The sequence below is a fragment of the Bacillus sp. AFS088145 genome, assembly GCF_002564465.1.
In the GTDB taxonomy this organism is placed as follows: domain Bacteria; phylum Bacillota; class Bacilli; order Bacillales; family Bacillaceae_G; genus Gottfriedia.
In genome coordinates this window covers 1-26,519 of sequence record NZ_NUUX01000028.1, presented here as the reverse complement: position 1 = coordinate 26,519, position 26,519 = coordinate 1, and the positions used below count along the sequence as shown (strand labels likewise).

28 protein-coding genes and 1 pseudogene are annotated in these 26,519 nt (G+C 30.3%); 11 read left to right on the top strand and 18 right to left on the bottom strand.

The window, feature by feature from the left end; translation table 11 throughout:
• Window positions 1-173: 173 nt before the first annotated feature.
• The 3 genes from lepB to COI44_RS17560 all read right to left on the bottom strand — a co-directional run bounded on the left by lepB (window position 174) and on the right by COI44_RS17560 (window position 3,968).
• A complete protein-coding gene (gene lepB, locus COI44_RS17570) occupies window positions 174-710 on the bottom strand; it encodes a signal peptidase I (RefSeq protein ID WP_286163970.1) in 537 nt (178 codons plus the stop codon).
• Between the two features lie 144 nt (window positions 711-854).
• Window positions 855-2,498, bottom strand: coding sequence for an AMP-binding protein (locus tag COI44_RS17565; RefSeq protein ID WP_098429085.1), 1,644 nt, complete (start codon window positions 2,496-2,498; stop codon window positions 855-857).
• Between the two features lie 213 nt (window positions 2,499-2,711).
• Window positions 2,712-3,968 (bottom strand): cation:dicarboxylate symporter family transporter, encoded by a 1,257-nt coding sequence (locus tag COI44_RS17560; RefSeq protein WP_098429084.1) that lies wholly within the window; start codon window positions 3,966-3,968, stop codon window positions 2,712-2,714.
• Window positions 3,969-4,612: 644 nt separating this feature from the next.
• Here COI44_RS17560 and zwf point away from each other — a divergent pair.
• Entirely contained in the window at window positions 4,613-6,112 is a 1,500-nt protein-coding gene (gene zwf, locus COI44_RS17555) for a glucose-6-phosphate dehydrogenase (RefSeq protein ID WP_098429083.1), read from the top strand.
• Between the two features lie 81 nt (window positions 6,113-6,193).
• Here the strand turns inward: zwf and gndA are convergent, their stop codons facing one another.
• Window positions 6,194-7,600, bottom strand: coding sequence for an NADP-dependent phosphogluconate dehydrogenase (gndA, locus tag COI44_RS17550; RefSeq protein ID WP_098429082.1), 1,407 nt, complete (start codon window positions 7,598-7,600; stop codon window positions 6,194-6,196).
• Window positions 7,601-7,846: 246 nt separating this feature from the next.
• Between gndA and COI44_RS17545 the strand changes: the two genes are divergently transcribed.
• On the top strand, window positions 7,847-8,239 hold the full coding sequence (locus COI44_RS17545) for an AbrB family transcriptional regulator (RefSeq protein WP_098429081.1): 393 nt from the start codon (window positions 7,847-7,849) through the stop codon (window positions 8,237-8,239).
• A 389-nt stretch (window positions 8,240-8,628) separates the two neighbouring features.
• Here the strand turns inward: COI44_RS17545 and COI44_RS17535 are convergent, their stop codons facing one another.
• From COI44_RS17535 to COI44_RS17525, 3 genes are all read right to left on the bottom strand, one after another.
• Entirely contained in the window at window positions 8,629-9,168 is a 540-nt protein-coding gene (locus tag COI44_RS17535) for a hypothetical protein (RefSeq protein ID WP_098429079.1), read from the bottom strand.
• A gap of 107 nt (window positions 9,169-9,275) precedes the next feature.
• The gene (locus COI44_RS17530) at window positions 9,276-9,488 is read right to left on the bottom strand and encodes a hypothetical protein (protein WP_098429078.1); all 213 of its coding nucleotides are present in this window, start codon (window positions 9,486-9,488) and stop codon (window positions 9,276-9,278) included.
• A gap of 375 nt (window positions 9,489-9,863) precedes the next feature.
• Window positions 9,864-10,055: a hypothetical protein gene (locus COI44_RS17525; protein ID WP_098429077.1), complete on the bottom strand. Its 192-nt coding sequence runs from the start codon at window positions 10,053-10,055 to the stop codon at window positions 9,864-9,866.
• A 275-nt stretch (window positions 10,056-10,330) separates the two neighbouring features.
• On the opposite strand from COI44_RS17525, the gene COI44_RS17520 reads away from it, so the two are divergent.
• The 4 genes from COI44_RS17520 to COI44_RS17510 all read left to right on the top strand — a co-directional run bounded on the left by COI44_RS17520 (window position 10,331) and on the right by COI44_RS17510 (window position 13,928).
• Entirely contained in the window at window positions 10,331-11,212 is an 882-nt protein-coding gene (locus tag COI44_RS17520; protein ID WP_098429076.1) for a sigma-70 RNA polymerase sigma factor region 4 domain-containing protein, read from the top strand.
• Between the two features lie 81 nt (window positions 11,213-11,293).
• Complete coding sequence (locus COI44_RS24260; protein WP_179887169.1) at window positions 11,294-11,449, top strand: hypothetical protein; 156 nt, start codon at window positions 11,294-11,296, stop codon at window positions 11,447-11,449.
• A 3-nt stretch (window positions 11,450-11,452) separates the two neighbouring features.
• Window positions 11,453-13,279: a phage/plasmid primase, P4 family gene (locus COI44_RS17515; RefSeq protein WP_098429075.1), complete on the top strand. Its 1,827-nt coding sequence runs from the start codon at window positions 11,453-11,455 to the stop codon at window positions 13,277-13,279.
• 334 nt (window positions 13,280-13,613) lie between these two features.
• On the top strand, window positions 13,614-13,928 hold the full coding sequence (locus tag COI44_RS17510) for a hypothetical protein (protein WP_098429074.1): 315 nt from the start codon (window positions 13,614-13,616) through the stop codon (window positions 13,926-13,928).
• Between the two features lie 535 nt (window positions 13,929-14,463).
• Here COI44_RS17510 and COI44_RS17505 read toward each other — a convergent pair.
• Window positions 14,464-15,066: a helix-turn-helix domain-containing protein gene (locus tag COI44_RS17505; protein WP_098429073.1), complete on the bottom strand. Its 603-nt coding sequence runs from the start codon at window positions 15,064-15,066 to the stop codon at window positions 14,464-14,466.
• Window positions 15,067-15,265: 199 nt separating this feature from the next.
• Between COI44_RS17505 and COI44_RS17500 the strand changes: the two genes are divergently transcribed.
• From COI44_RS17500 to COI44_RS17490, 3 genes are all read left to right on the top strand, one after another.
• Entirely contained in the window at window positions 15,266-15,445 is a 180-nt protein-coding gene (locus tag COI44_RS17500) for a ribbon-helix-helix domain-containing protein (protein ID WP_098429072.1), read from the top strand.
• Window positions 15,446-15,586: 141 nt separating this feature from the next.
• Window positions 15,587-15,769, top strand: a complete 183-nt coding sequence (locus tag COI44_RS17495) for a hypothetical protein (RefSeq protein ID WP_098429071.1) — start codon at window positions 15,587-15,589, stop codon at window positions 15,767-15,769.
• Between the two features lie 80 nt (window positions 15,770-15,849).
• Window positions 15,850-16,032 carry a hypothetical protein gene (locus COI44_RS17490; protein ID WP_098429070.1) on the top strand — a complete coding sequence of 61 codons (183 nt, stop codon included), beginning with the start codon at window positions 15,850-15,852 and terminating at the stop codon, window positions 16,030-16,032.
• Between the two features lie 352 nt (window positions 16,033-16,384).
• Here COI44_RS17490 and COI44_RS17485 read toward each other — a convergent pair whose 3' ends face one another.
• From COI44_RS17485 to COI44_RS17455, 6 genes are all read right to left on the bottom strand, one after another.
• Entirely contained in the window at window positions 16,385-16,666 is a 282-nt protein-coding gene (locus tag COI44_RS17485) for a hypothetical protein (protein WP_098429069.1), read from the bottom strand.
• Complete coding sequence (locus COI44_RS24255; RefSeq protein WP_179887168.1) at window positions 16,663-16,932, bottom strand: sunset domain-containing protein; 270 nt, start codon at window positions 16,930-16,932, stop codon at window positions 16,663-16,665. Before COI44_RS24255 ends, COI44_RS17485 begins: the two co-directional genes overlap by 4 nt.
• Before the next feature lie 350 nt (window positions 16,933-17,282).
• Entirely contained in the window at window positions 17,283-17,534 is a 252-nt protein-coding gene (locus COI44_RS17475) for a hypothetical protein (RefSeq protein ID WP_142329277.1), read from the bottom strand.
• Window positions 17,535-17,868: 334 nt separating this feature from the next.
• Window positions 17,869-18,168, bottom strand: a complete 300-nt coding sequence (locus tag COI44_RS17465) for a hypothetical protein (protein ID WP_098429066.1) — start codon at window positions 18,166-18,168, stop codon at window positions 17,869-17,871.
• Between the two features lie 255 nt (window positions 18,169-18,423).
• Complete coding sequence (locus COI44_RS17460) at window positions 18,424-19,665, bottom strand: hypothetical protein (RefSeq protein ID WP_098232399.1); 1,242 nt, start codon at window positions 19,663-19,665, stop codon at window positions 18,424-18,426.
• A 252-nt stretch (window positions 19,666-19,917) separates the two neighbouring features.
• A complete protein-coding gene (locus tag COI44_RS17455; RefSeq protein WP_098429065.1) occupies window positions 19,918-21,171 on the bottom strand; it encodes a hypothetical protein in 1,254 nt (417 codons plus the stop codon).
• 374 nt (window positions 21,172-21,545) lie between these two features.
• Here COI44_RS17455 and COI44_RS17450 point away from each other — a divergent pair, with 374 nt between their 5' ends.
• Window positions 21,546-22,928, top strand: coding sequence for an SNIPE associated domain-containing protein (locus tag COI44_RS17450; protein ID WP_098429064.1), 1,383 nt, complete (start codon window positions 21,546-21,548; stop codon window positions 22,926-22,928).
• 182 nt (window positions 22,929-23,110) lie between these two features.
• Here COI44_RS17450 and COI44_RS17445 read toward each other — a convergent pair whose 3' ends face one another.
• Entirely contained in the window at window positions 23,111-24,013 is a 903-nt protein-coding gene (locus tag COI44_RS17445) for a tyrosine-type recombinase/integrase (protein WP_098429063.1), read from the bottom strand.
• Between the two features lie 131 nt (window positions 24,014-24,144).
• On the opposite strand from COI44_RS17445, the pseudogene COI44_RS17440 reads away from it, so the two are divergent.
• Window positions 24,145-24,882, top strand: a pseudogene (locus COI44_RS17440) (AbrB family transcriptional regulator); the annotation flags it as partial.
• 34 nt (window positions 24,883-24,916) lie between these two features.
• On the opposite strand, the gene COI44_RS17435 reads toward COI44_RS17440, so the two are convergent.
• From COI44_RS17435 to COI44_RS17430, 3 genes are all read right to left on the bottom strand, one after another.
• Complete coding sequence (locus tag COI44_RS17435; RefSeq protein ID WP_353616021.1) at window positions 24,917-25,429, bottom strand: SDR family NAD(P)-dependent oxidoreductase; 513 nt, start codon at window positions 25,427-25,429, stop codon at window positions 24,917-24,919.
• Window positions 25,413-25,664, bottom strand: coding sequence for an SDR family NAD(P)-dependent oxidoreductase (locus COI44_RS24880; protein WP_353616020.1), 252 nt, complete (start codon window positions 25,662-25,664; stop codon window positions 25,413-25,415). The genes COI44_RS17435 and COI44_RS24880 overlap by 17 nt, the downstream gene beginning before the upstream one ends.
• A gap of 107 nt (window positions 25,665-25,771) precedes the next feature.
• Entirely contained in the window at window positions 25,772-26,221 is a 450-nt protein-coding gene (locus COI44_RS17430; RefSeq protein ID WP_098429061.1) for a MarR family winged helix-turn-helix transcriptional regulator, read from the bottom strand.
• Between the last annotated feature and the right edge of the window lie 298 nt (window positions 26,222-26,519).

Below are 26,519 nucleotides of genomic sequence, written 5' to 3'. Positions count from 1 at the left end.
CAGTTTTGATTAATTTATTCTTATATTTAAGATTTATTTCCTTAAATAAAGCTTAAAATACCTGTAAGTATCAATTTTGTTACTTTTTTACTTTATATAATGAAAATGAAATTTTAATGAAAAACCTTTTTCTAATTTCTATTATCCCTATTTAATCCATTTTACTTTTCCTTTTAGTGTATTATTCTTACTCGATCAAAAGGGAAAAAAACTCCTTCAACTTTGCCTACTATATCAGACTGCTTAATATACCCTAAACCATTTCTGCTATCTTTACTATTTAGTCGATTATCACCCATTACTAAATATGACCCGTTAGGTACTTTAACTTGATTATATTGAAGATATTCTTTATAGACATTTTTTAACTGATCATTTAAATAGTTTTCAGTTATATGTTTTCCATTAATATATAGGAGCCCATTCGTTAAATTAACGTTGTCACCAGGCAAACCAATGATTCTTTTGACATAATACTTGGGGTCATTTTGTTTTTTTATAATGACTACTTCACCTCTATTTATTGATGAAATATGAAATGAGGCTTTGTTAACAAACAAATAATCATGATTATGTAGGGTTGGTTGCATCGAAGCACCTTGAACAATAAAGGGTGAAAAAATAAAAATCTTAACAATTAATGCGATTGTAAAAGAATAGACTATTATTTTAAAAGTTTGCCTTGTAGATTCCTTTTTTCGTATTTTCAACTTTTTATCCCCTTTAAGTTTTTTGTGTCCACATTTTACCATAATACGATTAAATGTTTGGATATTCCTTTCAAATATTTAATGAAAAAATAGCAAAGCTTTCTATTTCACTTTGCTATTTCATCAATGATTAAATCAGATGAATTAAACTTGTTTTGAAGCAGTTTCTACTGCTTGCTCTCTAAGTCGGAATTTCTGTATTTTTCCCGAGGCAGTCATTGGGTACGCTTCTACAAATTCTATATATCGAGGAATTTTATGTTTTGAGATTTTTCCTTTACAGTACAATCGAATATCCGCTGGTGTAATATTTATTCCTTCTTTAAGAATAATGCAAGCCATTACTTCTTCCCCAAAAACATCATCAGGTACTCCAACAACTTGAACATCTAATACATCTGGGTGAGTATATAAAAATTCTTCAATTTCACGAGGGTAAATATTTTCCCCACCACGGATAATCATGTCTTTCAGCCTACCTGTAACTTTGCAATAGCCATTCTCATCCATGATTGCTAAATCTCCAGTATGTAACCATCCATCTTCATCAATTGCAGTATGAGTAGCTTCTTCATTTTTGTAGTAACCTTTCATTACATGATAGCCTCTAGTACAAAGTTCACCTTGTACTCCACGTGGTACTTCATTAGAAGTGCCTGGTTCAACTATTTTCACTTCAACATTTGGTAATGCCTTACCAACCGTTTCAACTCGTACCTCAACTGGATCATTCGTTCTAGTTTGTGTGATAACTGGAGAAGACTCCGTTTGGCCATATGCAATTGTAATCTCTGTTATTCCCATTTTTTCGATAACTGCCTTCATAACTTCAATTGGACAGTTTGAACCCGCCATAATTCCAGTTCGTAATGTTGATAAATCATATTTAGAAAAATCAGGTTCATTTAATTCTGCGATAAACATTGTAGGAACTCCATGTAATCCAGTACATTTTTCATCTTGTACAGTTTGAAGTACTCTTTTTGGACTGAAGTCTTGTACAGGTACCATCGTTGCTCCAACAGTAACACAAGCCATGGTGCCTAAAACACATCCAAAGCAATGGAAAAATGGAACGGGTATGCATAAACGATCTGCCTTTGTTAATTCCATACAATTCGCAATATTAAACCCATTATTGACGATATTTGAGTGTGTAAGCATTACACCTTTTGGGAAACCAGTCGTTCCAGATGTATATTGCATGTTTATAACATCATATGGACTCATTGTTGCAATTCGCTTATCCAACTCTATGTCTGATGTATTTTTAGCCATGGAAATAAGCTCATTCCAGGAGAATGTTCCAGGGTATTTCTTCTCACCAAGAACGATTACATTCCGTAAAAACGGCAGTCGACTGCTATGAAGTTCTCCAGGAACAGCATCCTTTAATTCAGGTATAATTTCATAAAGCATTTCAATATATGAAGAATCTTTATACTGATCCATTAAAATAATAGTTGTTGAATCAGATTGCTTTAACAAATATTCTAGCTCTGCTGTACGATAATTTGTGTTTACTGTAACAAGAACTCCACCCATTTTGCCAGTTGCAAATTGTGAAGTAAGCCATTCAGGTGTATTTGAAGACCATATTGCAATATGATCACCTTTTTGAATTCTAAGACTCATCAAACCTTTTGCTACTTCTCTACAGTGGTTTTCAAATTGTTCGTAATTCATCCTTAAACCTCTATCCGCATAGACAACAGCCTCATGAGTAGGATGTAATTTCGCTTTTTCTTCTAATAGTTTCCCTATCGTAATATCTAGTAAATTTGTCATCTTATCCCCCTTAATTGGTTCCCTTCCAAAAGGACGCGTTATTAGAACTTAAATTAAACACAATTAAGAATATTCTATGTTTTTAGACTTTTTCCTTTAAAAAAACTACTGTAAAAATAGAAAAGCCACAAGGAATTTCTTTTTCCTTGTGGCTACTGTTTTTAGTTAATTCATTTGAGAGTTAAAATTAAAATATCTTTCCTATATTATACGTTACATAGCAACGTTATTATCATTCTCCACCACTTCTGGTTTAAATGCGCGTTCCCACTTAGCAATTACAACTGCTGCTAAAGAGTTACCTACTACGTTTACTGCAGTTCTAGCCATATCTAGAATACGGTCAATCCCTGCAATAAATGCTAAACCTTCAACTGGAATTCCTGCTGTACCTAATGTTGCTAATAATACAACAAACGATACGCCTGGTACACCTGCAATACCTTTTGATGTGACCATTAGAACTAACATTAGTGAAATTTGATCAGTGATTGATAAATGAATACCATACATTTGAGCGATAAAAATTGCTGCTAATGCTTGATATAAAGTTGATCCATCAAGATTGAATGAATAACCAGTCGGAATAACGAATGAAGAAATTGATTTTGGTACTCCGAATTTTTCTACTTTTTCCATAATTTTAGGTAAAACTGTTTCAGAACTCGCAGTAGAAAATGCTAAGATCAGTTCATCTTTAATTAATTTAATGAACTTAAATATATTAACTCCTACCATTTTAGCTACTAAGCCTAATACTACAACGATAAAGAATGCCATCGTTAGATAAACAGTTATGACTAATTTTCCTAATGGAATTAAAGATTCTAATCCAAACTTTGAAACTGTTACACCGATTAATGCGAAAACACCAAATGGAGCAAATTTCATAATTTGATTTGTAATGTAAAACATTGTATCAGCTGTTCCTTGGAAAAATGCTAATACAGGCTTTCCTCTTTCTCCTACCGCTGTAATCCCAAGACCAAACAGTACTGAGAAAAAGATAATTGCTAACATATTTCCTTCAACAAAAGCTGAAAAAATATTTGGCGGTACGATATTTACAAATGTATCTGCAAACCCATGACTCTTTACTTCTTTTGCTGTTTCAACATAAGTATTGATATCAGTTTTGTGAAGAATACTCATATCTACACCAGCGCCTGGTTTAACGATATTCGCTACTAGTAATCCGATTAAAATGGCAACTGTTGTAATAATCTCAAAGTACAGAATCGTTTTTCCGCCTAAACGGCCAAGTTTTTTTGTGTCACCAACACTAGCAACACCTACAATGATACTTGAAACAACGATTGGTATTACAATCATTTTAATCAGACGTAAAAAGATGTCTCCAATTGGTTGTAAATAGTCAGCAACCTTTGGATTTCCATAAAAAATTGCGCCTACAATAATCCCGATAACAAGACCAATTAATATTTGCCAAGCTAAGCCAATTTTTTTCATAATAAAAGTCCCCCTTGTAGTAGAATTTTGCCAAGTTTTTTAATTTACTAAAAATAACAAAACCATTTAAATTTTTTTAAATGGTTTAAGCACTACTTGGCTTATTAAGATATCGATGGAACTCTCATAAATTACCCATCATTTCCATAATTTACTTTTTGATTATATTCAGAATTTACAATCAAAAAAAGTTATAAAAACAGTATAACAGAAATCATTACGATTTCAATTCTACTATATTTTCCAAATTCCGATTAAGGTACATTACAATTCTACTAAAAAACTGAGATTTTGACAAATTCCCTTTACTTTTTTTTAATTGTTTTTTAATTTTTAACCAAATAATAACATGTTTCTATTTTTAATAAGAAAAAAGTTGCAAAATCCATTTCATTTAAAACCCCTTTGTTTACAAGGAATAAGAAGAAAAAAGTTAAATATTATCAAGACTCTTATTTACGAATCTGTTCGTTTTGTTTATGATATAAGATGAATAATTTGGAAATTTAATTTATTTTTTAATAATTAATTAAAATGCTTTCAAAATATTTTTTTTGAAAGGGATTTTACATATTTTGTATAATCAGCCTTGATTATTACTAAAATAAGTTAGTAATTTATGTTTAAGAAGTGAGGTAAATTAATTGAAAACTAAAGTAAACCCAAAAGCAGTTATAGTCATTTTTGGAGCAACAGGAGACCTAGCAAAAAGAAAGCTTTTTATTTCAATATATAGATTATTTTTAAGTCAAAAAATTGATGAAGGCTTTGCGGTTGTAGGTGTAGGTAGAAGACCTTGGTCAAATGATGAGTTTCGTGAAACTGTAAAAAAATCAATTCAATCTATTGCTTCATCTGAGACTGAGATTGAAAGCTTTTTATCTCATTTTTATTACCATCAATTTGAAGTATTAGAACCGTCTTCATATATAGAATTAGGAAATTTATTAACAAACTTGGATAATCATTATGTCATTCCTGGTAACCGTGTATTCTTCCTAGCAATGGCACCAGAATTTTTTGGAACAATTGCTAAACAATTAAAACAAAATGGATTGGCTGATACAGAAGGTTGGAGTCGCATTGTAATCGAAAAACCATTTGGACATGATTTACCGAGTGCAATTGAATTGAATGATGAAATTCGTGAAGCATTTTCTGAAGATCAAATCTACCGTATCGATCATTACTTAGGTAAAGAAATGGTTCAAAATATTGAAGTAATCCGTTTTGCGAATGCTATGTTTGAACCACTTTGGAATAATCGATTTATTTCAAATATCCAAATTACTTCTAGTGAAATTCTTGGTGTTGAAGACCGTGGAAAATACTATGAGAATTCGGGAGCTTTAAAAGATATGGTTCAGAATCATATGCTTCAAATGGCGGCACTACTTGCTATGGAGCCTCCGATTAAATTAACAACTGAAGAAATTCGTAGTGAAAAAGTAAAAGTATTTAAAGCTCTTCGTAAAATAGATGAAAACGAAGTAAAAGATTACTTTGTTCGCGGACAATATGATGCTGGTGTAATTAATGGTGAAGAAGTTCCAGCGTATAGAAATGAGAACAATGTAGCACCTGAGTCTCAAACTGAAACATTTGTAGCGGGCAAACTTTTTATCGATAATTTTAGATGGGCTGGTGTACCATTCTATATTCGAACTGGAAAAAGAATGGCGACGAAATCTACTAAAATTATTGTTCAGTTCTCAGATATACCAATGAATCTTTATTACAATACAAAAGAGACAATGTCTCCAAATTTATTAATTATACATATTCAACCAGATGAAGGAATTACATTGCAATTAAATGCAAAAAGATCTGGCTCAGATGAAGGCTACACAAAGCCAATTCAATTAACATTTAATAATAATTGTGTTGATTGTATTAATACACCAGAAGCATACGAGCGATTAATTTATGATTGTATGTTAGGTGATGGAACAAACTTTACACATTGGGATGAAGTAAAATATTCTTGGAGCTTTGTTGATGTCATCTCAAAAGCTTGGGGCAATAATTTAGCACCACTTACAAATTATAGTTCTGGTTCAATGGGTCCAAACGAAGCTGATACTTTATTGACAGTTGATGGTCATAAATGGTGGCCTGTTACTGATCGATTAAATGAAAATTAAAAACGATTTATCTAATTAAAAAGTTACCCCCTCATCATTTCGAGGGGGTAACTTTTTTATGTTTCAAAAACAAATTTAAAATTATGTCCACTGAGTATGGAACTTACCTTCTTTATCAATTCGTTCATAAGTATGTGCACCAAAATAATCTCTTTGTGCTTGAATTAAATTTGCAGGCAGTGTTTCAGTACGATAGCTATCAAAATAAGCTAATGCAGCAGAGAAACATGGAATTGGTACACCAGCTTCAATTGCTACTACGCTAATTTTTCGTAAAGCACCTTGATAACTTTCAACGATTTCTTTGAAATATGGATCAAGTAATAAGTTAGAAAGATTAGCATCTAGGTCGTAAGCTTCTTTAATTTTTTGTAAGAAAGCCGCTCGAATAATACATCCACCTCTAAAAATCATTGCAATATCACCATATTGTAAATCCCAGTTATACTCATCAGATGCAGCTCTTAATTGAGCAAAACCTTGAGCATATGAACAAATTTTACTCATATAAAGAGCTTTACGCACATCTTCAATAAGTTGCTCTTTATCACCATGATATGTACTAGTTGATGGACCAGATAATAATTTACTTGCTTTTACTCTTTCATCCTTCATTGCAGAAATAAAACGTGCAAATACAGACTCAGTAATAATAGAAGTAGGTACACCTAAATCTAGCGTGCTTTGACTAGTCCATTTTCCTGTACCTTTTTGTCCTGCTTTATCTAAAATAACATCTACAAGTGGTTTACCTGTTTCTTCGTCTGTTTTAGTAAAGATATCGGCTGTAATTTCAATTAAATAGCTATCAAGCTCACCCTTATTCCAATCACTAAATACATGGTGTAATTCGTCAGCAGTTAAGCCAAGTACATTTTTTAATAAAAAGTAAGCTTCTGAGATTAATTGCATATCCCCATATTCTATTCCATTATGAACCATTTTTACGTAATGACCAGCACCATTTGGGCCAATATATGTTGTACAAGGCTCATTATTTACTTTTGCAGCAATCGCTTCAAAAATAGGTTTTACTAGTTCAAATGCTTCTTTTTGTCCACCAGGCATAATTGAAGGTCCTTTTAAAGCTCCCTCTTCTCCACCTGAAACACCTGTTCCAATAAAATGGATTCCGCTATCAGATAGCATTTTGTTTCGTCTTTGAGTGTCTTTATAGTATGTATTTCCACCATCAATTAAAATATCACCCTGATCAAGATGAGGTAATAACATTTCAATTGTTGAATCAGTTGGGGCACCTGCTTTTACCATTATTAAAATTTTTCTAGGTGTTTCAAGAGAATTTACAAATTCTTCAATTGAAAATGTTCCAACTACATTTTTACCTTCTGCTTCTTTTAAAAATTCTTCTGTTTTTTCAACTGATCGGTTATATACAGAAATTGAGAAACCTCTACTTTCAATATTTAAAGCTAGGTTTTTTCCCATTACTGCTAAACCAATTACGCCTATTTGTTGTTTAGCCAATTCAATTAGTCCTTTCTAATTAAAATTTGCAAGGGTTTTCAAATTAAAAATTGTAAAATATTACTATCCTTAATATATCCTCCGATTAGTTTTGCTATCCTGTTAAATATTCTAACGACTAACCGAGCAAAATCCTTGCATACCATAAACTTAAGGTCAATAATGATATTAACATAACAAGCGCGACGAATAAATGTAAACATGATCTAAACATTAAAATTTTATAATTTGAAAAGAAGTGACACGATGGTAATAAATTACAACGATAATAAATGGACTCAGCTTTTATTTACTTTAATTATTGCAATTATTGGTGGATTTATATTTCAAATGATTAAACTGCCAATACCATGGCTCCTTGGACCAATGTTTTTTGTACTTATATTTTCTAAAATTAAAGGGATAAAATTGTATTGGCCAAGTAAAATTCGAGATACAGCCATGATCATAATCGGCTACACAATTGGACTATCATTTACATCTTCTACGTTTATTCAAATCGGACATCAATTAACTTCTATGATTTTGATGACCTTTCTACTCATCCTTTTTACAATTACAATTTCAATCATCATTTCTAAAGTATTTAAAATACATTATCCAACTGTTTTATTAGGTAGTATTCCAGGTGGACTATGAACGTCAACTACACGCTCCTACGAAAGAAATACAACGATGCCTTGATACAACTGCAGTTTCATTTGCAATAGTGTTAAATATATTTGAAAGGATACTACCAATTATACTACCTTATCCATCCAATAAGAATGCTGATCCTAAAGTTAAAACAAATAATAAGAATCCCATTTTTCTCTACCCCCTACTACTTCATCCCCACAATCGTCATAAAATAATTCCTCTATATCTTCAAGTTTTGTAAACACGAATATAATATTCATTAACCAACTTTTCAATCTCCATAACAGTATCCATATGCAATCCCCCTACTATTTATATTTCGATGCGTCTAACAGGCTATCTCAAACAACTACAAAAAAGATGGACAAATTAATGCCCACCCCTATTGATTAACGTATATGTTTATAGTTTAAATCCATAATTTTACGATTAATATCACCCTGTCCAAAGCCTGTAATACTATCATAGTAAGGTAATCCTGTAGCAGATGAAATCGCAATAGCATATTGAGATACTTCACTACGTTTATCGTACAAGTCATTTTGTAGCTTATCTACTAACTTATCAACCTCATCAAGTAACTTTAATAATTTATCTGCATCCTTACGTAAATACTTTGTAAATTCTTTATTCATATCATTAATATCTTGATGGTCTTGTGCAGTTAATTCATACTTTGAATCACGATTACGAATAGATAATTGACGTTTTAATGGTAATGTTTCTGCTAATGTGATTTCTTCTGCTTTCAATTTATTAATCTTGACTAATACTGCATCATCCATTGATTTCAAATAGTCTTCTTTCAAATGTGAAACTTCTGCATTGATTTCTACAATACGTTGATTAGTTACTTCTACTGCATTTTGTACTTTTTGCTTTTGTACTGAATATTCCTTACAATTTTCTACTACTTGATAATTTTTCATTTTTGATCCCCTTTTGTTTGTTTTAAAGGCTTATAACCTTTAGTGAGTACCCAATAAGGACTCTCGCCTCTTGAAAGCCTAATCCAATATCGGTTACCCATTAAAAACTACAATCCCAATTCCTTCAATTGCATATAACGTTCTAACTCGTAATGATTCATTTGAAAAGGTTGTTTTGCTTTAAGTTTTTCAGCATGAATTTTATTTAACAAATTAATGTTACATCCATTCCAAGCATTCTCTTTAGTGCCTACTTCACCTTCATAAATACGTGTTTCAATTTCTACCGTTTTACCATTTACAATTCGATATTCTTTCATGTGTTTCACCTCGCTTTCATGTTTCTATAGAACTCTACTAGCCGAAAGTGGAATCAAACTGCTAATAGATTTCTAACAAACGCAAAAGGAGAGTATTGAATATTTGAGATATGAGCATTTTCCGTTATGCTTTTCACATCTCTATCAAACCTACAACCAATAAAGGTCATAGGCTTTAAGAAAGTGGAAAGAGGAAAAATGTTATGGACTTCGCAATATCCATAGAAAAATTTGAACCAAGTAGAAAGGTCATAAATAGCATTGTAACAACTCAATTACATCACTTGAAAAAAACTTAAAAAGGTGTTTCCGCACCATAGACATTTCACAACGTCCATAATAAGTACCAACATGATTTTAATGTATTGATACTTACTAGCAGATCGAATTATCCCTCTTTAGTTCTTTAAGCATCGATTGATACATTCTAATGAGGGTACGTAAAGTGTTTACATCTTCATTTACAAACGAATATTGATTACTGTATTCGATCCTATCTTGTAATAAGCGTTCATAATATTCTAACTTTAATTTAATATTGTCTACTTTTCTTTGATGCTGATCCATAACTATGAACTCCTTTCTACTTACCTCTTAATTTATTACATCCAGTTTTGAGCCAAATTTATAAAAAATAATAATAATATTTTCCCTTTCCGCCTGGATTGGGATTTTTTGTTGTGCAAATTACCTTTTTTTTCCTTACATAAGTGAACGTTGTGCATTTGGTGAAATTCTTTCGATACTCATTGTGAATTTCGATACAGATTTGTTTTTAAAGCACAGGGATTGTGAATTTCAATGAAAATTTACGACTTACTGAGTGAAGGAGATGGGGGAAAGTGGAAAAATCGTTAAAGCATAATCGAAACAAAAGTGGAAAGCAAAAATTAAAAGAACTAAACAATTATTGTGATGCGTTTGATAGGCTACATGTTCCGTTACAAGGATCTATGTTTGAAACTGAGGATGCGGATGTCATTAGTGGCTTTGAAACCGCATTAGATAAGATCCAATTTAAACAATGGAATAATGCACAACACAACTATCAAGATACGTTATATGGTCAAGAAATTCATACGTTATACACTGATCAACAACGTTCAATTCAAACTATCAATCCATTAATTATGGCAAAAGTAGAGAAGCTATTTAATAAGTTTCCTACCCAATGGAAAGTATTACAAATGTACTATTTCGATAAGTTAGTTGAATCAGAGATTGCTAAACGTATGGACATGAAACAACAAAATGTAAATAAGTCTATTAATCGTGGATTGGCTCGTATTCAGAAGTATTTGACAAGTAGAGAATGGACTTCTATACAGTGGTTATTCAATCACGCATCATTCATTTCTCCAACTACTGCAAATAGCGATGAAAAACTTGCACGATGGAAACGTCATAATAAGTTAAAACGTAAGCCTGGAAATGTACAACTAGGTATTAGTTTTATTAAAAACGGTGAGCGTAAATATCTTTCAATGTGTTCCTGGGACTTTGCATTTGGGGATGGTACGGAATCGTATGAATGGTTAAATGAGATCCACCCAACTTATGAAGCGACATTGTTACCATTGAAATCATTTAATGAATTACCCACACCACAAAACTTTAAACAAACGGATATTTCATATCGTGGGATCAACCCTAATGGTAAAACATTCTACGAACCATTAGAAAAAGTTGAAATTATTAAAAATATTATTCGTATTGATGCTTAAAAGTGGATGTAAAAAAGTTAATGGTAGATAAACTTTTTTTATAGCAGCGTTAACAAAACATAACAAAGGGGAAATGGGAAAATGAAAAACGAAGATACAACCCATGTTCGTATTAGTAAAAATGCTAAGGAAAAACTGAAAGAAATGTCAAAGGGTGGTTATCGTTCAATGACAGGACAATTAGAAAAGATGGTCAATGAAGCATATGAAGAAATGAAAAAGGCAAAAGGAGAATAAAACATGGCATACATTGAATTTCAACCAGGTGAAAAACACGCAATTAAAGGAGCAGATATTTCTCCAATGCATGAAACATTTACAGATTGTGGCTACTTATTAGAAGATAATGAAATCGTAATTGATATTGACAATCTACCAAAATCAATTATTGAAAAGCTGATCCAAAACTTTATTATCTCTACTCAAATCGTATGGACTACAAAGGGATGTCATATGTACTTTGAAAAGCCAAAACATTATAAAAATAAGTCACGCTTTGTATGTCCTTTAGGGTTTGAAATTGAATCATTTACAGTTAAGCAACGTCCAAACGGTGTAACAATTAAACGTGATGGAAAGTTACGTGATATTAATAATATTGGTAAACGTGAACCATTACCGGGATTTTTCAAGCATATACCGGGTATTGAAGATATGAATGGTTTGGATGAAGGTGATGGTAGGAATAACAAATTACACGCATTGAAATTTAAAATTATGTCCGTAGATAACTATAAGAAGATTCTAGCGTTCGTCAATAATCATGTATTCGCAGAACCTTTGGAAATTGATGAGTTCAATACAGTTATTCGTGATGAACAAATTCGTGCAGAAAAAGATGGTGAATACGAGGTTGCCCTGTCGTTAATCAAAAAGTTAAAAATCGTCAAATATGGTGATTTATTGTATTCATATGATGGTACACAATTTAAAGCAGATTCAGAGTTTAAAAATATTGTAGCATCACATTTAAAGGGTCAAAAGGTTCGCTATATTGAGGAAGTAATCGCACAAATGAAATTAATTTTATTCAATGTGGCAGAACCTAAAGATGGTTTCGATGTAAAGTTTAAAAATGGTATCTTACGTAACGGACAATTTTGGAATATCGATTCGCAAGAGTTCACACCACATTACGTTGATTGGGAATATGCCCCTTATGCAGAAGTTGTTCCAATCGTTGAAGAATTTTTAAATACTTTAACGGGTGGGGATCAGGATTATCGTCAAATGATTCTTGAAAGTATTGGTCATTCATTAATCACTAATATGAACGTTAAACGTGGTAGGGAATTTCAAAAAGTTATCCTTTATGTAGGTGATGGGGGCAACGGTAAAGGTCAATTATTCTCTATTGGACGTAAGTTTTTAGGTGGTAATAACTATTCAACTGTTAAATTAGAACAAATCCATGATGAAAAATATCAATATTCCACAAAAGGTAAATTAGCTAATTTCGGTGATGATATTGAGAAAAAACCTATCAAGGGTGCAACAATGTCTGCTCTGAAAAATGCAACAGGATATGATGAAATTGAAATGCGTAGATTGTATGAGCAACCTATTAAAGTAACGCTTACTGCATCCCATATCTATACTTCAAACCATATTCTTAAAACAAACGAAAAAGGCGAATCATGGAAACGTAGGGTATTATGGTGCCCAATGTATAACAAACCTAAAAAGTATGATCCTAATTTTGCAGAAAATGTTACATCTGATGAGGCAATGCAGTATTGGACTAAATTAATCGTAGAGGCATACTTTACACTCTACAAAAATCGTAAATTTACAATCTCAAAAGTCGTACAAGATTTTACAGATAAATACCATTTTGACAATAACTCATGTATAGAGTTTATTGGTGACTACGATTCAGAGGATTTTATTGGTAAACGTCCTCCTGTTATTTTTGATGAATACAAGGTTTGGGCGGAGGAAAATGGTGTCGATGTTCAATCCAAAAAGCTACTACAAGAAACTATTCAAAATGAACTATCACTTGAAGTCGGTGTAAAACGTGTAAATGGCAAAACAGCTAAGGTATATATGCAAAAAGCAGTATAACAAAAAATGTTACTTTTTCTGCTACCTTTTCAAATTGGGTTCATCCTTAGAGCCTCAAGGGATTGAGTGATTGTTACTTTTTACTTTTTATTTTTTTCTAAAAAATTATTTATTTACTTATGTATATAGTATTAAACGTAGAAGATTTGAAAAGTATTTTGTAACAATTGGCTCTTCCCTACTGCTATAAGGGATTGAGGGTATTTTAAAAAGTAACGAAAAAAGTAACATATTGATTAATGGATGTTGATCATGTAATTGCTAATTGAACGCTAATAATTAGCTTTGATTTTACTTGTAAAATAAAAAGCAAAAGTAAAAGGAGAAATGATATATGTATGAACGTCAAAAACGCTTTTCTAAAGGTATGAGTTTAAAGCATTTTGTATATGTAAATGTAGTTTATATTAATAATTGTAATGCAAAGGAATATGATAGTTTGTCTAAATTCGCTAAGGTATTCGTAGATAACTATGATACATTGCCTCACGATTTTGAAGATATTATGGAACATTGCAGGATATATAAATTAGTATTAATTTCTCGTAGTATGAAGAAATATTTCTATCCAATGTACTTGAAAGAAAAACAAAAATATCTACAAAATACAGAGGTATTTGATAATGAAGGAAACATCCCAATTCAATAAATATATAAATGACCAAAAGGAAATTGAGTTACGTCAAAAGTTAGCTATACAAGGTTTCTCTGCTCAATGGATTGATAGTTATATACTAAAGGGTAGTCCTATATGGATTTACCCTCTTTTTATGCCCATTTGATAATTTGCAGTAGGTACTAAGAGTAGGTAAAAATAGTGAGTAAAGGGAAAAAATTTTGTCTTGATATGGATGCGTGGTGTCCGGGATTTGGAAAAAAATTAGTTAAAGACCCCGGGGGGAATTGTAAATGTTCAAACTGAAGAAAAATCTTTATAATGAATGCGTATACAATTAATCATAAGGCAATATCAATAATGACAGATGTTATGAACTAACACATAGTTAAATAGACCTATTTATTATTTTTATTCAACCAATCAATTAATCTCCCAAATATATCACATGGACTAATTTGTTTACTCAAAATATTCTATTTTAATTATATCTATACCTCTTTGTTGTATCTAACAAAAAAAATGAATCTTAAAATAAACATTCAATTTAATTCAATTTAACATTATGTTATCGCTTAAACACCTCTAATTCCTTCATTAAACGATCACGTTCAACTTGAATATAATCTGTTTCAATTGGCTTTTCGTATTCTATGTTTAACCAATTTGGACATATTTCCTTTCTTATTGGTTTTTTATTATAAGGTTTAGTATTGTTATAATATGATTTACTTGACGCAAGATTTTTCGATGCATTAGAAACGTTCTGTGAAACATGCTTTACTACTTCTTTTACTGCATTCACGACTTTTCTTACTTCTTCTACTACTTCCCTCACCACTTCTACTGCCTTGTATGTTAATAATTGAATCTTGTTTGTAGTTTGACGCATTTTACCGTTAAATGTACTTTCTTTTCGTGATGATACAATGAATATTTCAAGCTGTTCACAACGTTTGATAGTATTTTGAACTGTACGAATAGAACAACCTACATTTTCGGCAATTGTTGAATTTGATTCAAAAAATATACCTCTATACTTACGTAACTTTGACATGATGTATTTAACTACTTGTTGCCCTTGTCCACCGAAATGACGTAATTTGAATTGCATATGTAAATTACCCTGTTCAAAAATATCAGATATATTTGTTACAACTGATCTATCCATTGTTTCACCACCTTTCTATAATACCGATTATTCTGATCCACACCGTTCAAATTTTGTCCAAGTCGGAACGCTTTACTAGTTGTTTATCTTGCTATATCCATATACTACATTAAACTTCATGAAGTTGCAAGAAGTTTCTTGACGTTTTATAATTGCATTATATTTAATTGATAATTCCATTTAGAATGAGGTGAAATCAATGACCACTCTAAATAACAGAGGGCTAAAAAGTAGAAAGAACTTTGCTAGTACACTTGAAAATAATCTGTTTGAACAATTTGATAAACTTGCTACTGAAACAAGAATTCCAAAATCAAAATTGTTAGATGAGGCAATAGAAGATTTAATAAATAAACACTCAAAGAAGAATGATCAGTAATTGATTGTTCTTTTTTAGTAAGGATTTTAAAAATTTCTTATTCAACTAAATAGCAGATTAGTTGTACAAGGATTTCGTACATTTCTGACGAATTTTAATATAAATTGGGATAAAAAAAATGCATAAAGGGGAATCTTCAAGATGGATTTAAGTAAATATATTTTAATAAGTAGTATAAGTTGTTTTATTTTTTTCTTTTTATATTCTTGGGTTTTTATGCCAAATTCGGGTGTTAATGGCTTTGGATTAATAAGTATTTTTATGGGAGTAATTATTGGAATCCTGCTTTCAATTAATAGAACTTTAAACGAGAAGAAAAAATAGTAAAAAAACCTTTTTATACAACTAACTGATGCGTTAGTTGTACAATTTATCAATAAAGCTTATAAATTTAGGAGAATCAAATGAAAGTTAGAAAAGATATGCTTCAAGAATGTCCAAAATGTGGGTACAAAAAGTGCACTACGAAGTTAGTTATAGATAATCCCAAATATCCTTCTGGTGTAATTCTTAGATGCAAACAATGTAAATCTATTTTTGCTTCAACTGATGAAGGATGGCAATATTTTAAAGAATGGAAATGGTAAAAATCTTATTCAACTAACGCATGCGATAGTTACATAACATTGTAGAAAGGTTGTCTAATTAGACAGTCTTTTTTTTATTCCAAATATCGATCTGACACTTTATGAAAAAGTATAAAATCAGATTCATTTAGTGATCCATATTATAAACAATTAATTTTAATAACTCTTTTTAAATCAATAACTTTTAAATATTCTTTTTTAGTGTGCAATATCGAATGTAACTGAATGTGAAAAAGAATATGTAAACCCCCATGCAATTTGAAAGATAATTAAATTAGACAATTAAAAAAGAACCTCATAAGAGATTCAATAAATCTAATTTAAATTCTTCCTTCAAGTTAATAGTAGACAATTAATAAAACAATTCCCCATATACTTCATCTAAATCAAGTTGAATATCACCAATATTACTGTTAATTTCTTCTACTTGATTTGATAAATCTTCAACTTCACTTTGTACTTCCTCGTAATTTGATTCTAATTCAATAAGTGCATCAGAATCGGTTGTATCTAAATCATCAATATTTGTTTCTAAAGTCTTTATTCTTTCTTGAGTCTTTATATTTGAGTATAAAATATAACCAACTAAACATAAATTCAATGATAATAAAGAAATTATTATTTTATTTTTCATCTTAATGATCTCCTAAATCCTTCTGCCTCAGCTTCTTCTTCCGAACAGAACCATGCTTCTCCATTACTTTCATCAATTTCTGTTACATCATAAAATTGATCTTCCGGTAGATGATATATCTTTTCCCCTGTGTTGTAACTGATGTTTCCTTTTATATCACAGTCACTTCGACTTTCTGAATTCACATCTGTACTACCTTCCTCACTACTACATGCTGATACTCCGATAGATAAAAATATTGAAAATGATAATAAGTACCTCTTCATTAAATAACTCTTCCCCCTTTCATATCTAACTCTATTTCTCGATTTTTCTTACATAAAACAACCTTCAATTTTCCAACATTGCATACTAATTGTAATTTTCTTAACATTCATTCTCCTACACATTTTTTATTTTATATCAAAATTCCTATTTATATTATTAATTTTTTCGGAAATTTCTGAAAACAAGTACAATAACCAATTTAATTCCAAAACAATTAAATTTAAATGTTGATTTTTGAACTAAAAAAAGGCTATCTAATTAGACAACCTTTAGGAAGTTTTATTGAACTAAAGCATGCGTTAGTTGGATAAGGAAGAATGTTTAAATTCCAACTTTCTAAAAAAACATCTCAAAAATAAAGTAAGAATACTTCGATTAATATTACTAAAATGTACACTAAAATAACTAAGAATATTTCTTTTTTAGCTATTTCTTTGGCTTGTTTATATCTTCTTAAAAAATATACGCCTAAAAAAGTTGTTATCAATCCAATACTAGAAGATTGATGTCTAAAGTAATAAGAAACAATGCATGTTAGGATTATCCCACATACAATTAAGAACACACCTAAAATTTTCATAGTTTTAATGCTTTTCATCATTTGTTCCCTCTTATCCTTAAATCTTTCATTTTGGGTCTATACAACAAAAGCATGCGTTAGTTGTATAAGAATCTATACCAGAAGTGATAAAATCAATTTGCAAAAAAATAGAAATAAAATGCTAATAGATATATACAAATATAAATCAAAGAACATATTAAAAAGAATTTAGTAAAAAACCCCTTTTCTTTTCTATTATATATAAAGTAAAAAAGAGCAAATGAAACTACTATTATAAACGTAGGTGAAACAGCAAGTTGTGCAAATTCAAAAGTCATAAGTATCTCCTTGTTCTTGTTCAATTAATGCATGCATTAGTTGTAGATTGAGGATGTTATTTTATTTCATTCTTTTTTTGTTTATTTAATTCCCTCCAACTCTTAATTGAAAAACCACAACACAAAATAAAAAATAATAATCCCCCGAACCAAACTTTAAACACTTCAGGAATTCGTTCGACAAAAGGTATAGAAAAGTGGACATGTTTGTGTAAATAATTCCCAACAAAACGGACTAAAAAATAAAGTACAGAATAGATAACAACATTTTTGATAAATTCTTTTAGCTTAAATTTTCTTTCATTTAAAAATGAAAAAAGCAATGCTAGGATAATTACAGTAATAAAGATTTCCAATTTGATTCCTCCGTAATGAAGTGGTTTATAAATTAAATTATATCAAAAGAAAATTTATTTTGATTTGGAGATTATCACTTTTTTTTGCAAAAATTAAATTAATCTTATTCAACTAAACTGCCATTTAGCTCAATAAAAAAAATCGACTTTTCAGCCGATCGTGTTGTTCAACATACGCATGCGTTAGTTGAATAAGGAAATTATAATTAAAACATCTTGACTTCAATTTTTATGTAACAAATGCTGATATATGTTTTAACCAACGGTATCACCTTCTTCATTGGTCAAAAACATTTTTTGAAATTCAAATTTGAACTCAATCGGAGCTTTTTCACTTGAACGATAAACCTCCGCTCTTAAACCTTTTCTCCCCTTTATTGTGACTTGCTTCTTTGTAAGAGTAATATTTCCCAAAATATACGGAACATTGAATGTTTCGAATATCCCAAGATGATTCACACTTTCTTTTCCAGTTGCCTTTTGGAAAATATGTATATTATATATAGCTTTTACATAGTTTCTTATGATCGTTTCTCTTGTCACCTTATAATGAATAGTTACCTTGTATTCATCATTTTCTTTAATGCTATACGTCAAAGGAGTTTTAAGTTTATGCTTTTGGATATATTCAATTGCACCTTCAATTTTGTTTACTTCTAGGTGGTCAAAATCAGTAATGTATCTTAATCCCTCAATTAAACTTTTTAACAACAATTGTTCCTTTATTTCTTGGGAAGCTTGCTTAAAAGTAGTGTAATCTAAAATTGCATGAGTATATTGAAACCAATCATCCTTACTTGTACTAATATCAATAGCTTCTTCTACAGATTCTACTAATTCAATGTAAATTTCTTTATAGCCTGGTAATCGGATATCGTACCAATAGAGAACATCAGAAAAAATGATTGAATACATATTTTGATAGAAATATACGTCATCATCACCATCATCAAATTGAATGTTACTAAAGATACGTACTCCTATAATTCTTGTATCTAAAGGTCTGGGATTCTCTCTAAAATTTTGAATGATTCTTAATTTATGATTTAAACGATTTTGCAATGTAAATTGTTTCTTATTATCATCCAAAAATTTGAGTTCTTGTTTAGAATTAGGTGCATCTTTAATAGAAATAATAATATCTTTCAAAAGTTCTTCAACATCAAAATCAAATTCTTTTTTAGTAGGTGCATATGGTATACGAGGAATTGCCTCTTTTAATAATCCTAGTGCAAGATGAAATACCTCTACAGATAATTTTCGATTATCTTCAAAATGTGATAGAATCTCTACCTCGGGATGAACACCATAGGGCATTAGTACTTTAGCTTCCCTTTTCTTTGGTGGGTTATTCAAAAATTTGAATGATATGCTATTATAAACACTACTATAGTTTTTCATAATTGTGTGTTTGTTAAGGTATAACTGAAGAACTTCCAAAGTTCTGTTTGATTCACTTTTATCTTTATAATCATGAAAATAAATATCAATTCTCAAATTTATACCTCATTCCACAGTTTATCTACTATAATTCTTGATTTCATAATACAATTAGAGAAGTCTTACTGCAAGGTAACATCCTTATTACGTGCCGTGTGAATAAGGCTACTCAATTCAACTTGTGAATCTTTTCACTTAAACTAAACTGCCAATTAGTTGAATAAGAAAATTAACAATCTATTTTAACAGAGCCTAAATTTAAAATCTCTTTTGGAAAAAAAAGAGGACTATCAAAATCCTCCAATCCTTCTATAATAAATTTTCTTTGTAAAACTTTCTTAAGCAAAAACTTGTAAGTTCCATTATATTTGTAAGTGGAACTCCAACAGGATGAATACAACCCCGACTATCATTTTTATCTAACAACGGAATAGAGTTTTTAGTCGGAATATGATTTGTTAACATTTTACCTTTATGTAAATAAAAAGATCTTTCATCATAGAAATCACTCATTTGTTTAGCAATATTTTCATTTATATACTTGGTTACAATTTCTTTTACTCTTTGTTTTATTTTAAATTTGGGTTGTCCACAAGATTTACATCTATCATCCTCAAATCCTATTAAAGTAATTACTTCTAATGCAGATAAATATAAAGTTGTTGAGATTTCTTTATGTGAGCCACCCAAATTCGCAGCTAGTTTTAAATCATCATGAGTTTTCAATTCTACGGTAGCACCGTTTTCATCATTCTGTACATTTCCAAAGTATACATTTTCAATTTGTGCTTGAAACTTTCTTGCTGTGTGAAAATGATTACACGCTTTAATAAATAAATCTATAGATTCATCTTCTTCGTTACATAAATTAACTATTTTTTGAATAAAGTTCTTTCCTTCTCTAGAAATAACCAAAAACCCGTTTTCGGATGAGAAACCATCTATGAAACCTTCATCCTCTTGATAAATTTCTGAATATGCTAGTTCTAACTTTTCCTCAAAACCATCACACTCCCAAAATGGTGCATTAGTTTCTACTGCTAAAAAATCCAAAATCTGATTTATTTTTCTGTGAGCTATTCCCTCACCTTGATTACCGTCATACGCTTCAACTATTACACTAATATGTGAATAATTACTTGTAGCATCAATTCTATTATAATATTTTTCTCCTTCATATGGTGCTAAAGGCATCAGTGTAGATTTTATACTAGTAGTAAACTGGAAAAATTTATATTTCCCTATGTTATCTCTTGTAGAATTTATTGTTTTTTTCAATCTCCTATTAACTTCTTTAAGATTAGTAACTTTAGTATCTTCTTTTATTTCAAAATATATATTTTCAATAGATCCTCTAACCTTATATGTGATACTTACTTCAAACTCACCAACTCCAATACTCATGAAACCAAAGAAAATTCTATTTTTTTTATACTGTTTAGACGGTATATATATCCATGAACATTTTCCAAATTCCTTAGCAATTTCTGACCATAAGCATTTTAAAAATTCATTTGAATCAGCTTCATTTGTTGTTCCGATATAAAAATTAATAATTACCACCCCATTAATTAAATATTCACCATTATTTAGTTTATCTTGTATTTTTTTTGAAATTCTAGAACTTCATTTCAAAAGATCGTAGAAAAAGTAACTCTCATCTTCTTCAAATAAGATGTCTAGCTTTTGTATTGCCTTCTGATCCTTGTCTACTACTTTTCTAGATGCTTTATTTCAATTTGAAAACTCTCCATTATCGATTTTCTGTAAGGTTCATAGTATTGTTTCCTTATATATTAGAATTTTAGTTCGAGTTTATGTTCTTTTTAAAGAATATTTGAATAAATAAGATTGTAATGATGGTTGTTCATAATAAAATGTGCCTATATAATTAAAAAGATGTGAAATTTAATAATTGTCTAATACTGGAGGTCATTATGCACAAACAGAAATGGTATTTATCCACTATTTTTATCTGTCTTTTATTTTCGCTTTGGTTTTTAATTATTCCTTTAATTGCAGGTATAGTTTTACTAGTTCTAAAATGGCAAGATAATAAGTCATTAAGAGAGAAACTAAAGAAAATTCAGGACTATGAAACACATATAAAAGAAGCTCAACAAGATTTAGATGACTTTAGAGATACAATTTCTGATGAAAGAGACAGATATCGTGATCAGCTACGTGAATTAAAAGATAAAAGTGAATCTAATATAAGAAAATTGGAAGAAACTATTTCATCTCTAAAGAAAGATAAAGAAGATCTTATTTTAGAAATTGAAGGTGCGAAAGTAGAAGCGATTTTAAAATCATATGATTACTCTGATTACGATAGTATTACTTCTGAAGAATGTAAGAATAAATTAAGTGTTTTAAAGGCAAAAGAACAAAATTTAATAAAAGAAAATAATGCTTATTCAGTTTCTTCTACTTCTTCACAAAAGGAAATTAACAATAACATTAAACAGGCTCTTAGATGTTTCAACTCTGAGTGTGATAATATTACACTTTCAACAACTGTTAAAAACATTGATACTCTTCGAGGAAAAATTCAACGTTCCTTTGATTCAATAAATAAGATTTTTTCCACAGATGGTGTTCAACTTTCAATGGAACTCCTAGAGATAAAATTAGAGCAATTAAATTTAATTTATACATTTGAATTAAAACGTGAAGAAGAAAAAGAGATTCAAAAAGCGATTAAAGAGCAAATGTTAGAAGAAGAAAAAGTTCGAAAAGAAATTGAAATTAAAAAACGTAAAATCGAAAAAGATGAAATACAATTTAAAAATGAAATAAAAAAATTGATGACTTATATGCAAAATACTTCTATTGAAGTTGAGAAAATGCTTTATATAGATAAGATTCGTGAATATGAAGATAAATTGGAAATACTAAACAAAGATAAAGAAGATGTTCTAAACCGTGAACAAAATACAAGAGCTGGTTTTGTTTATATTATCTCAAACATAGGATCATTTGGAGAAAATGTCTATAAAATTGGTATGACAAGACGATTAGAACCTATGGATCGTGTAAAAGAACTTGGAAGTGCATCTGTTCCGTTTCTGTTTGATGTCCACGCTATGATATTTAGTGATAATGCCCCAACGCTTGAAAGTGAACTTCACAAATCGCTAAATTCGAATAGAGTAAATAAAATCAATGAAAGAAAAGAATTTTTTAAAGTTACACTTGATGAAATTGAGGAAATAGTAAAGAACAATCACAACAATACTGTTGAGTTTACAAGAATACCTGTTGCATCTGAGTACAGGAAAACTCTTGAAATTAATCAAAAGGTTACTCAAGAAGTTTAAACTGAGTACGCTACTTTTTAGATTAAAATGGTAAAGAATTTGTGTTTTCCAACACGCAAGTAATTTCAATGGACTGTTTCGGCAGTCTTTTTTTGTTTTAACAGAAACTTTTAGTCTAACAGGACAACTTTCATCTCCCTAAGCTATTGGAATAATAAAAAAGAGTATCCAAAAGGACACCCTTAAATGTTATTTAATGGACTGTTTAATCCTTTTGCAAGTATCTTTTCATCTACCGTACTGTTTAGGTATATTTGTGTAGTTTCTATTGAGTCATGACCAACAAGTTTCATGATTGTAAATAAATCAGTATGTTCGTTCATTTTCTGTATGTAATACCTTCTCAAGCTATGAACCAATAAATCTACCTCAATATCCTCCCCGCATTTCTGCAAAACTCTTAAAGGTATTTTTGATCCTAACTTATTGCCCAATTTATTAACAAACAAATACGGATTATTTTGTACCTTGTAGGATGTTGCTTTTGTTGTACGTGCATGGGCATATTTTTCACGAACTCTAAGATATTTAAATAGTTGCTTTTTCAAATGGTTTGAGATTGGGACTACTCTATCCTTGTTCCCTTTACCATGAATTTTAATAGCATTGGACATAATATCATCTAGTTTTATATTAATCAATTCATTACTTCTAATTCCTGTTTCTACCAACAATACAATCATTGTTTTATTTCTAGTAGGATAGTACCCACCACCACTATAAAAACCTACCATACGTTTAATGTCCTTATCTGTGAACGTTTTAATCATGGTCTTAGGTTCATGAAGTTTTGAAATTTTGTCCATTGGATTTATCTTATATATTTCCATCTCAATACACCACTTAAAAAACACTTTCAGAACCTTTATAATATTGTTAATTGTGACGTTCTTTAAACCTTCATTACGCTTGAATAGGATATACTTTTGCATGGTCAATACATTTACCCTCTCTACATTGTTCCCATTCAATTTGAGCCAATCTGAAAAGGATTGTAGTATCATACGTTTTGTTCTAATCGTTGTTGTAGCAAATCCTTTTACCTCACAATCGGATAAATAAACGTCAATGATTTCAAATGACATAGAATACCTCCATATAAAATTGATAGTATCCTTCAAATAATTTTAACTACTACTGCAAATCCTTACGTAGACTGCTCTTAAGACCCCTCATAGGTCAAATTTATTGACTTTTAAAGGGTTCGTCATTAGGTAGTATTCCAGGTGGGTTAAGTCAAATGATTGCTCTTGCAGAAGAGATTAAAGATATTGACTTTACTATTGTCACGTTCTTACAAATTTCCAGGCTTATGATGATTATTTTTATGGTCCCATTATTAATTTTCAGTCCATTTTTTAATGTACATAAAAGTTCGATCTCAGAAGCCATACACCACTCTTCAGCTAGCTGGCATGACTTATTTCCAAACATCATTATTTTTGCTATTTCCTGTACACTACTTGGAATTTTAGGGAAGAAAATAAATTTTCCAACAGCATTACTTTTAGGTCCAATGATCGCTACCATTATCCTTAATTTATCTGGACTACATGGACCTGCATTACCATCTGTAATTTTAGATTGCTCTCAGCTAATGATGGGAAGTTATATTGGCTTATTATTGAAACCAGAAAACTTAAATAACAAATTAAAAATAGTTTTAGTTTCAGTCTTAAGTGGAGTCGTTTTATTAACTTTTTCACTTTTATCAAGTATATTTCTAACACATACTCACACCATTGATCATATCAGTGCCTTACTAAGTTTAGCCCCTGGTGGAATGGATCAAATGGCTTTAATTGCTAAAGAAGTAGACGCAGATATAACTGTCATTATGTGTTATCAACTATTTAGAACACTATTTATATTTATTGTTGTACCATATTTACTAAGATATATTTTTAGGGCAAGGATACAAGAAAGTAAAGTAAAACGAATAAGTAACGAATAAAAAAAAGCAAGGAAAATTAACTTTCCTTGCTTTTCTACTCTTCATAAATCATTTTTCTAGTCATGCCACCATCAATTATGATATTTTGACCATTTATAAAGTTATTTTCTGGATCAGCTAAATAAATACAAGCTTTAGCGATATCTTCGGGCTTACCTACTCGATTCGACCAATGTTGAAGATGATCAGTTTCTTTTAATTCTTCATTCTGATCAACATGAATCCATCCCGGGCTAATACAGTTTACTGTTATACCATTTGGCTGAAGCGAAGCAGCTAATGAATGGGTAATTGATACAATTCCACCCTTTGATGCAGCATAAGCTTCCGAATTTGGCTCCGACATGATCGCTCTAGTTGATGCCATATTTATAATTCTTCCACCATTATTCATCACTTTAGCAGCTTCTCTTGATGAAATAAAAACGCTTCTCAAATTAGTATTAATTACTTGATCCCATTCATCTGTTGATAAACTTAAAAATGGCTTAAAAGCTGAAATTCCTGCATTATTAATTAAAATATCAAGTTTACCAATTTTTATCAATGACGGTGCGAATAAGATTTATGATGTCTTCTTCTTTACTAACATCAGTCTTAAAGAATATTGCTCTCCCACCATTATCCTCAATTCTCTTGACAACTCTATTACCCTTTTGTTCATTGACATCAGCTATGAAAACAATTGAACCTAATTTTCCAAATGCAAGTGCAATACCCTCTCCAATTCCATTCGCACCACCTGTAATAATAATTGATTTCCCTTTAAACTTTTCTTCCATCTTTTTAACCTCTTCTTACAATTAGTCTATTATTATTATTTCCAGCCTTAACAAAAAAAGCCGCCAATTGACAGCTTTTAATTCGTTTTAGTTCGAATTAAGTTATCTCAACATTGAGGTTCATTTTTGCTTAATCCAATCTTTTTTAATAAATAGATCAACATATCTTTTTCAGCTGAATTTAGTTCAGAAAATAAGTTATGAATCATTTCGCTATGACCTGGAAAAATGCAGCTAATTACTCTTCTACCCTCTTCAGTCAAAACTGCATAAATAACTCGTCGATCTTTTGGACAATGAATGCGTTTAATATATCGCCTAGCCTCTAATTTATCTAATACATACGTCATATTTCCGCTTGAGATTAATATCCTTTTTCCAATTTGTTGAATTGGCTGATCTCCTTTATGATAAAGCAATTCTAAGACTGCAAACTCAGTCAAATTTAAACCAAAACATTTAATATTATTAATAGAAGCATCAGTCAAAACTCGATTTGCTTTACAAATTTCAGAATATAATTGGAGCGAATTAGTTGAAATTTCATTTTGTTTCAATTCATATCAACCCCTTTCAACTATCTTGAATTAAAGATAATTTTAATGTATTTTTTGAAAGTAGTCAATGTCCGAGTATGGATTCATTTATTATATGATGTACTTTAAATCTATTTAGTTTACATAATAATATTATGAAGCTCTTTTAGACATACGATGCTACAAGTTTAATAACATGCACTAAGTACCATACTGTTCAAAAATAGTATTTAAAGGATATGAAGAAGCAAATAAAAATTTTTCTAGCTTTTTTACTTACTCTTGAGCCTCTTATGAGAAACTATATTCCAGATTCTCG

Bases quoted from the DNA above. Each gene is read 5' to 3' on its own strand.
- COI44_RS17565 (WP_098429085.1), bottom strand. From the start codon at position 2,498: ATGACAAATTTACTAGATATTACGATAGGGAAACTATTAGAAGAAAAA.
- COI44_RS17560 (WP_098429084.1), bottom strand. From the start codon at position 3,968: ATGAAAAAAATTGGCTTAGCTTGGCAAATATTAATTGGTCTTGTTATC.
- COI44_RS17545 (WP_098429081.1), top strand. From the start codon at position 7,847: ATGGTAATAAATTACAACGATAATAAATGGACTCAGCTTTTATTTACT.
- COI44_RS17535 (WP_098429079.1), bottom strand. From the start codon at position 9,168: ATGAAAAATTATCAAGTAGTAGAAAATTGTAAGGAATATTCAGTACAA.
- COI44_RS17530 (WP_098429078.1), bottom strand. From the start codon at position 9,488: ATGAAAGAATATCGAATTGTAAATGGTAAAACGGTAGAAATTGAAACA.
- COI44_RS17525 (WP_098429077.1), bottom strand. From the start codon at position 10,055: ATGGATCAGCATCAAAGAAAAGTAGACAATATTAAATTAAAGTTAGAA.
- COI44_RS24260 (WP_179887169.1), top strand. From the start codon at position 11,294: ATGAAAAACGAAGATACAACCCATGTTCGTATTAGTAAAAATGCTAAG.
- COI44_RS17515 (WP_098429075.1), top strand. From the start codon at position 11,453: ATGGCATACATTGAATTTCAACCAGGTGAAAAACACGCAATTAAAGGA.
- COI44_RS17510 (WP_098429074.1), top strand. From the start codon at position 13,614: ATGTATGAACGTCAAAAACGCTTTTCTAAAGGTATGAGTTTAAAGCAT.
- COI44_RS17505 (WP_098429073.1), bottom strand. From the start codon at position 15,066: ATGGATAGATCAGTTGTAACAAATATATCTGATATTTTTGAACAGGGT.
- COI44_RS17500 (WP_098429072.1), top strand. From the start codon at position 15,266: ATGACCACTCTAAATAACAGAGGGCTAAAAAGTAGAAAGAACTTTGCT.
- COI44_RS17495 (WP_098429071.1), top strand. From the start codon at position 15,587: ATGGATTTAAGTAAATATATTTTAATAAGTAGTATAAGTTGTTTTATT.
- COI44_RS17490 (WP_098429070.1), top strand. From the start codon at position 15,850: ATGAAAGTTAGAAAAGATATGCTTCAAGAATGTCCAAAATGTGGGTAC.
- COI44_RS17485 (WP_098429069.1), bottom strand. From the start codon at position 16,666: ATGAAAAATAAAATAATAATTTCTTTATTATCATTGAATTTATGTTTA.
- COI44_RS24255 (WP_179887168.1), bottom strand. From the start codon at position 16,932: ATGAAGAGGTACTTATTATCATTTTCAATATTTTTATCTATCGGAGTA.
- COI44_RS17475 (WP_142329277.1), bottom strand. From the start codon at position 17,534: ATGATGAAAAGCATTAAAACTATGAAAATTTTAGGTGTGTTCTTAATT.
- COI44_RS17450 (WP_098429064.1), top strand. From the start codon at position 21,546: ATGCACAAACAGAAATGGTATTTATCCACTATTTTTATCTGTCTTTTA.
- COI44_RS17445 (WP_098429063.1), bottom strand. From the start codon at position 24,013: ATGTCATTTGAAATCATTGACGTTTATTTATCCGATTGTGAGGTAAAA.
- COI44_RS24880 (WP_353616020.1), bottom strand. From the start codon at position 25,664: ATGGAAGAAAAGTTTAAAGGGAAATCAATTATTATTACAGGTGGTGCG.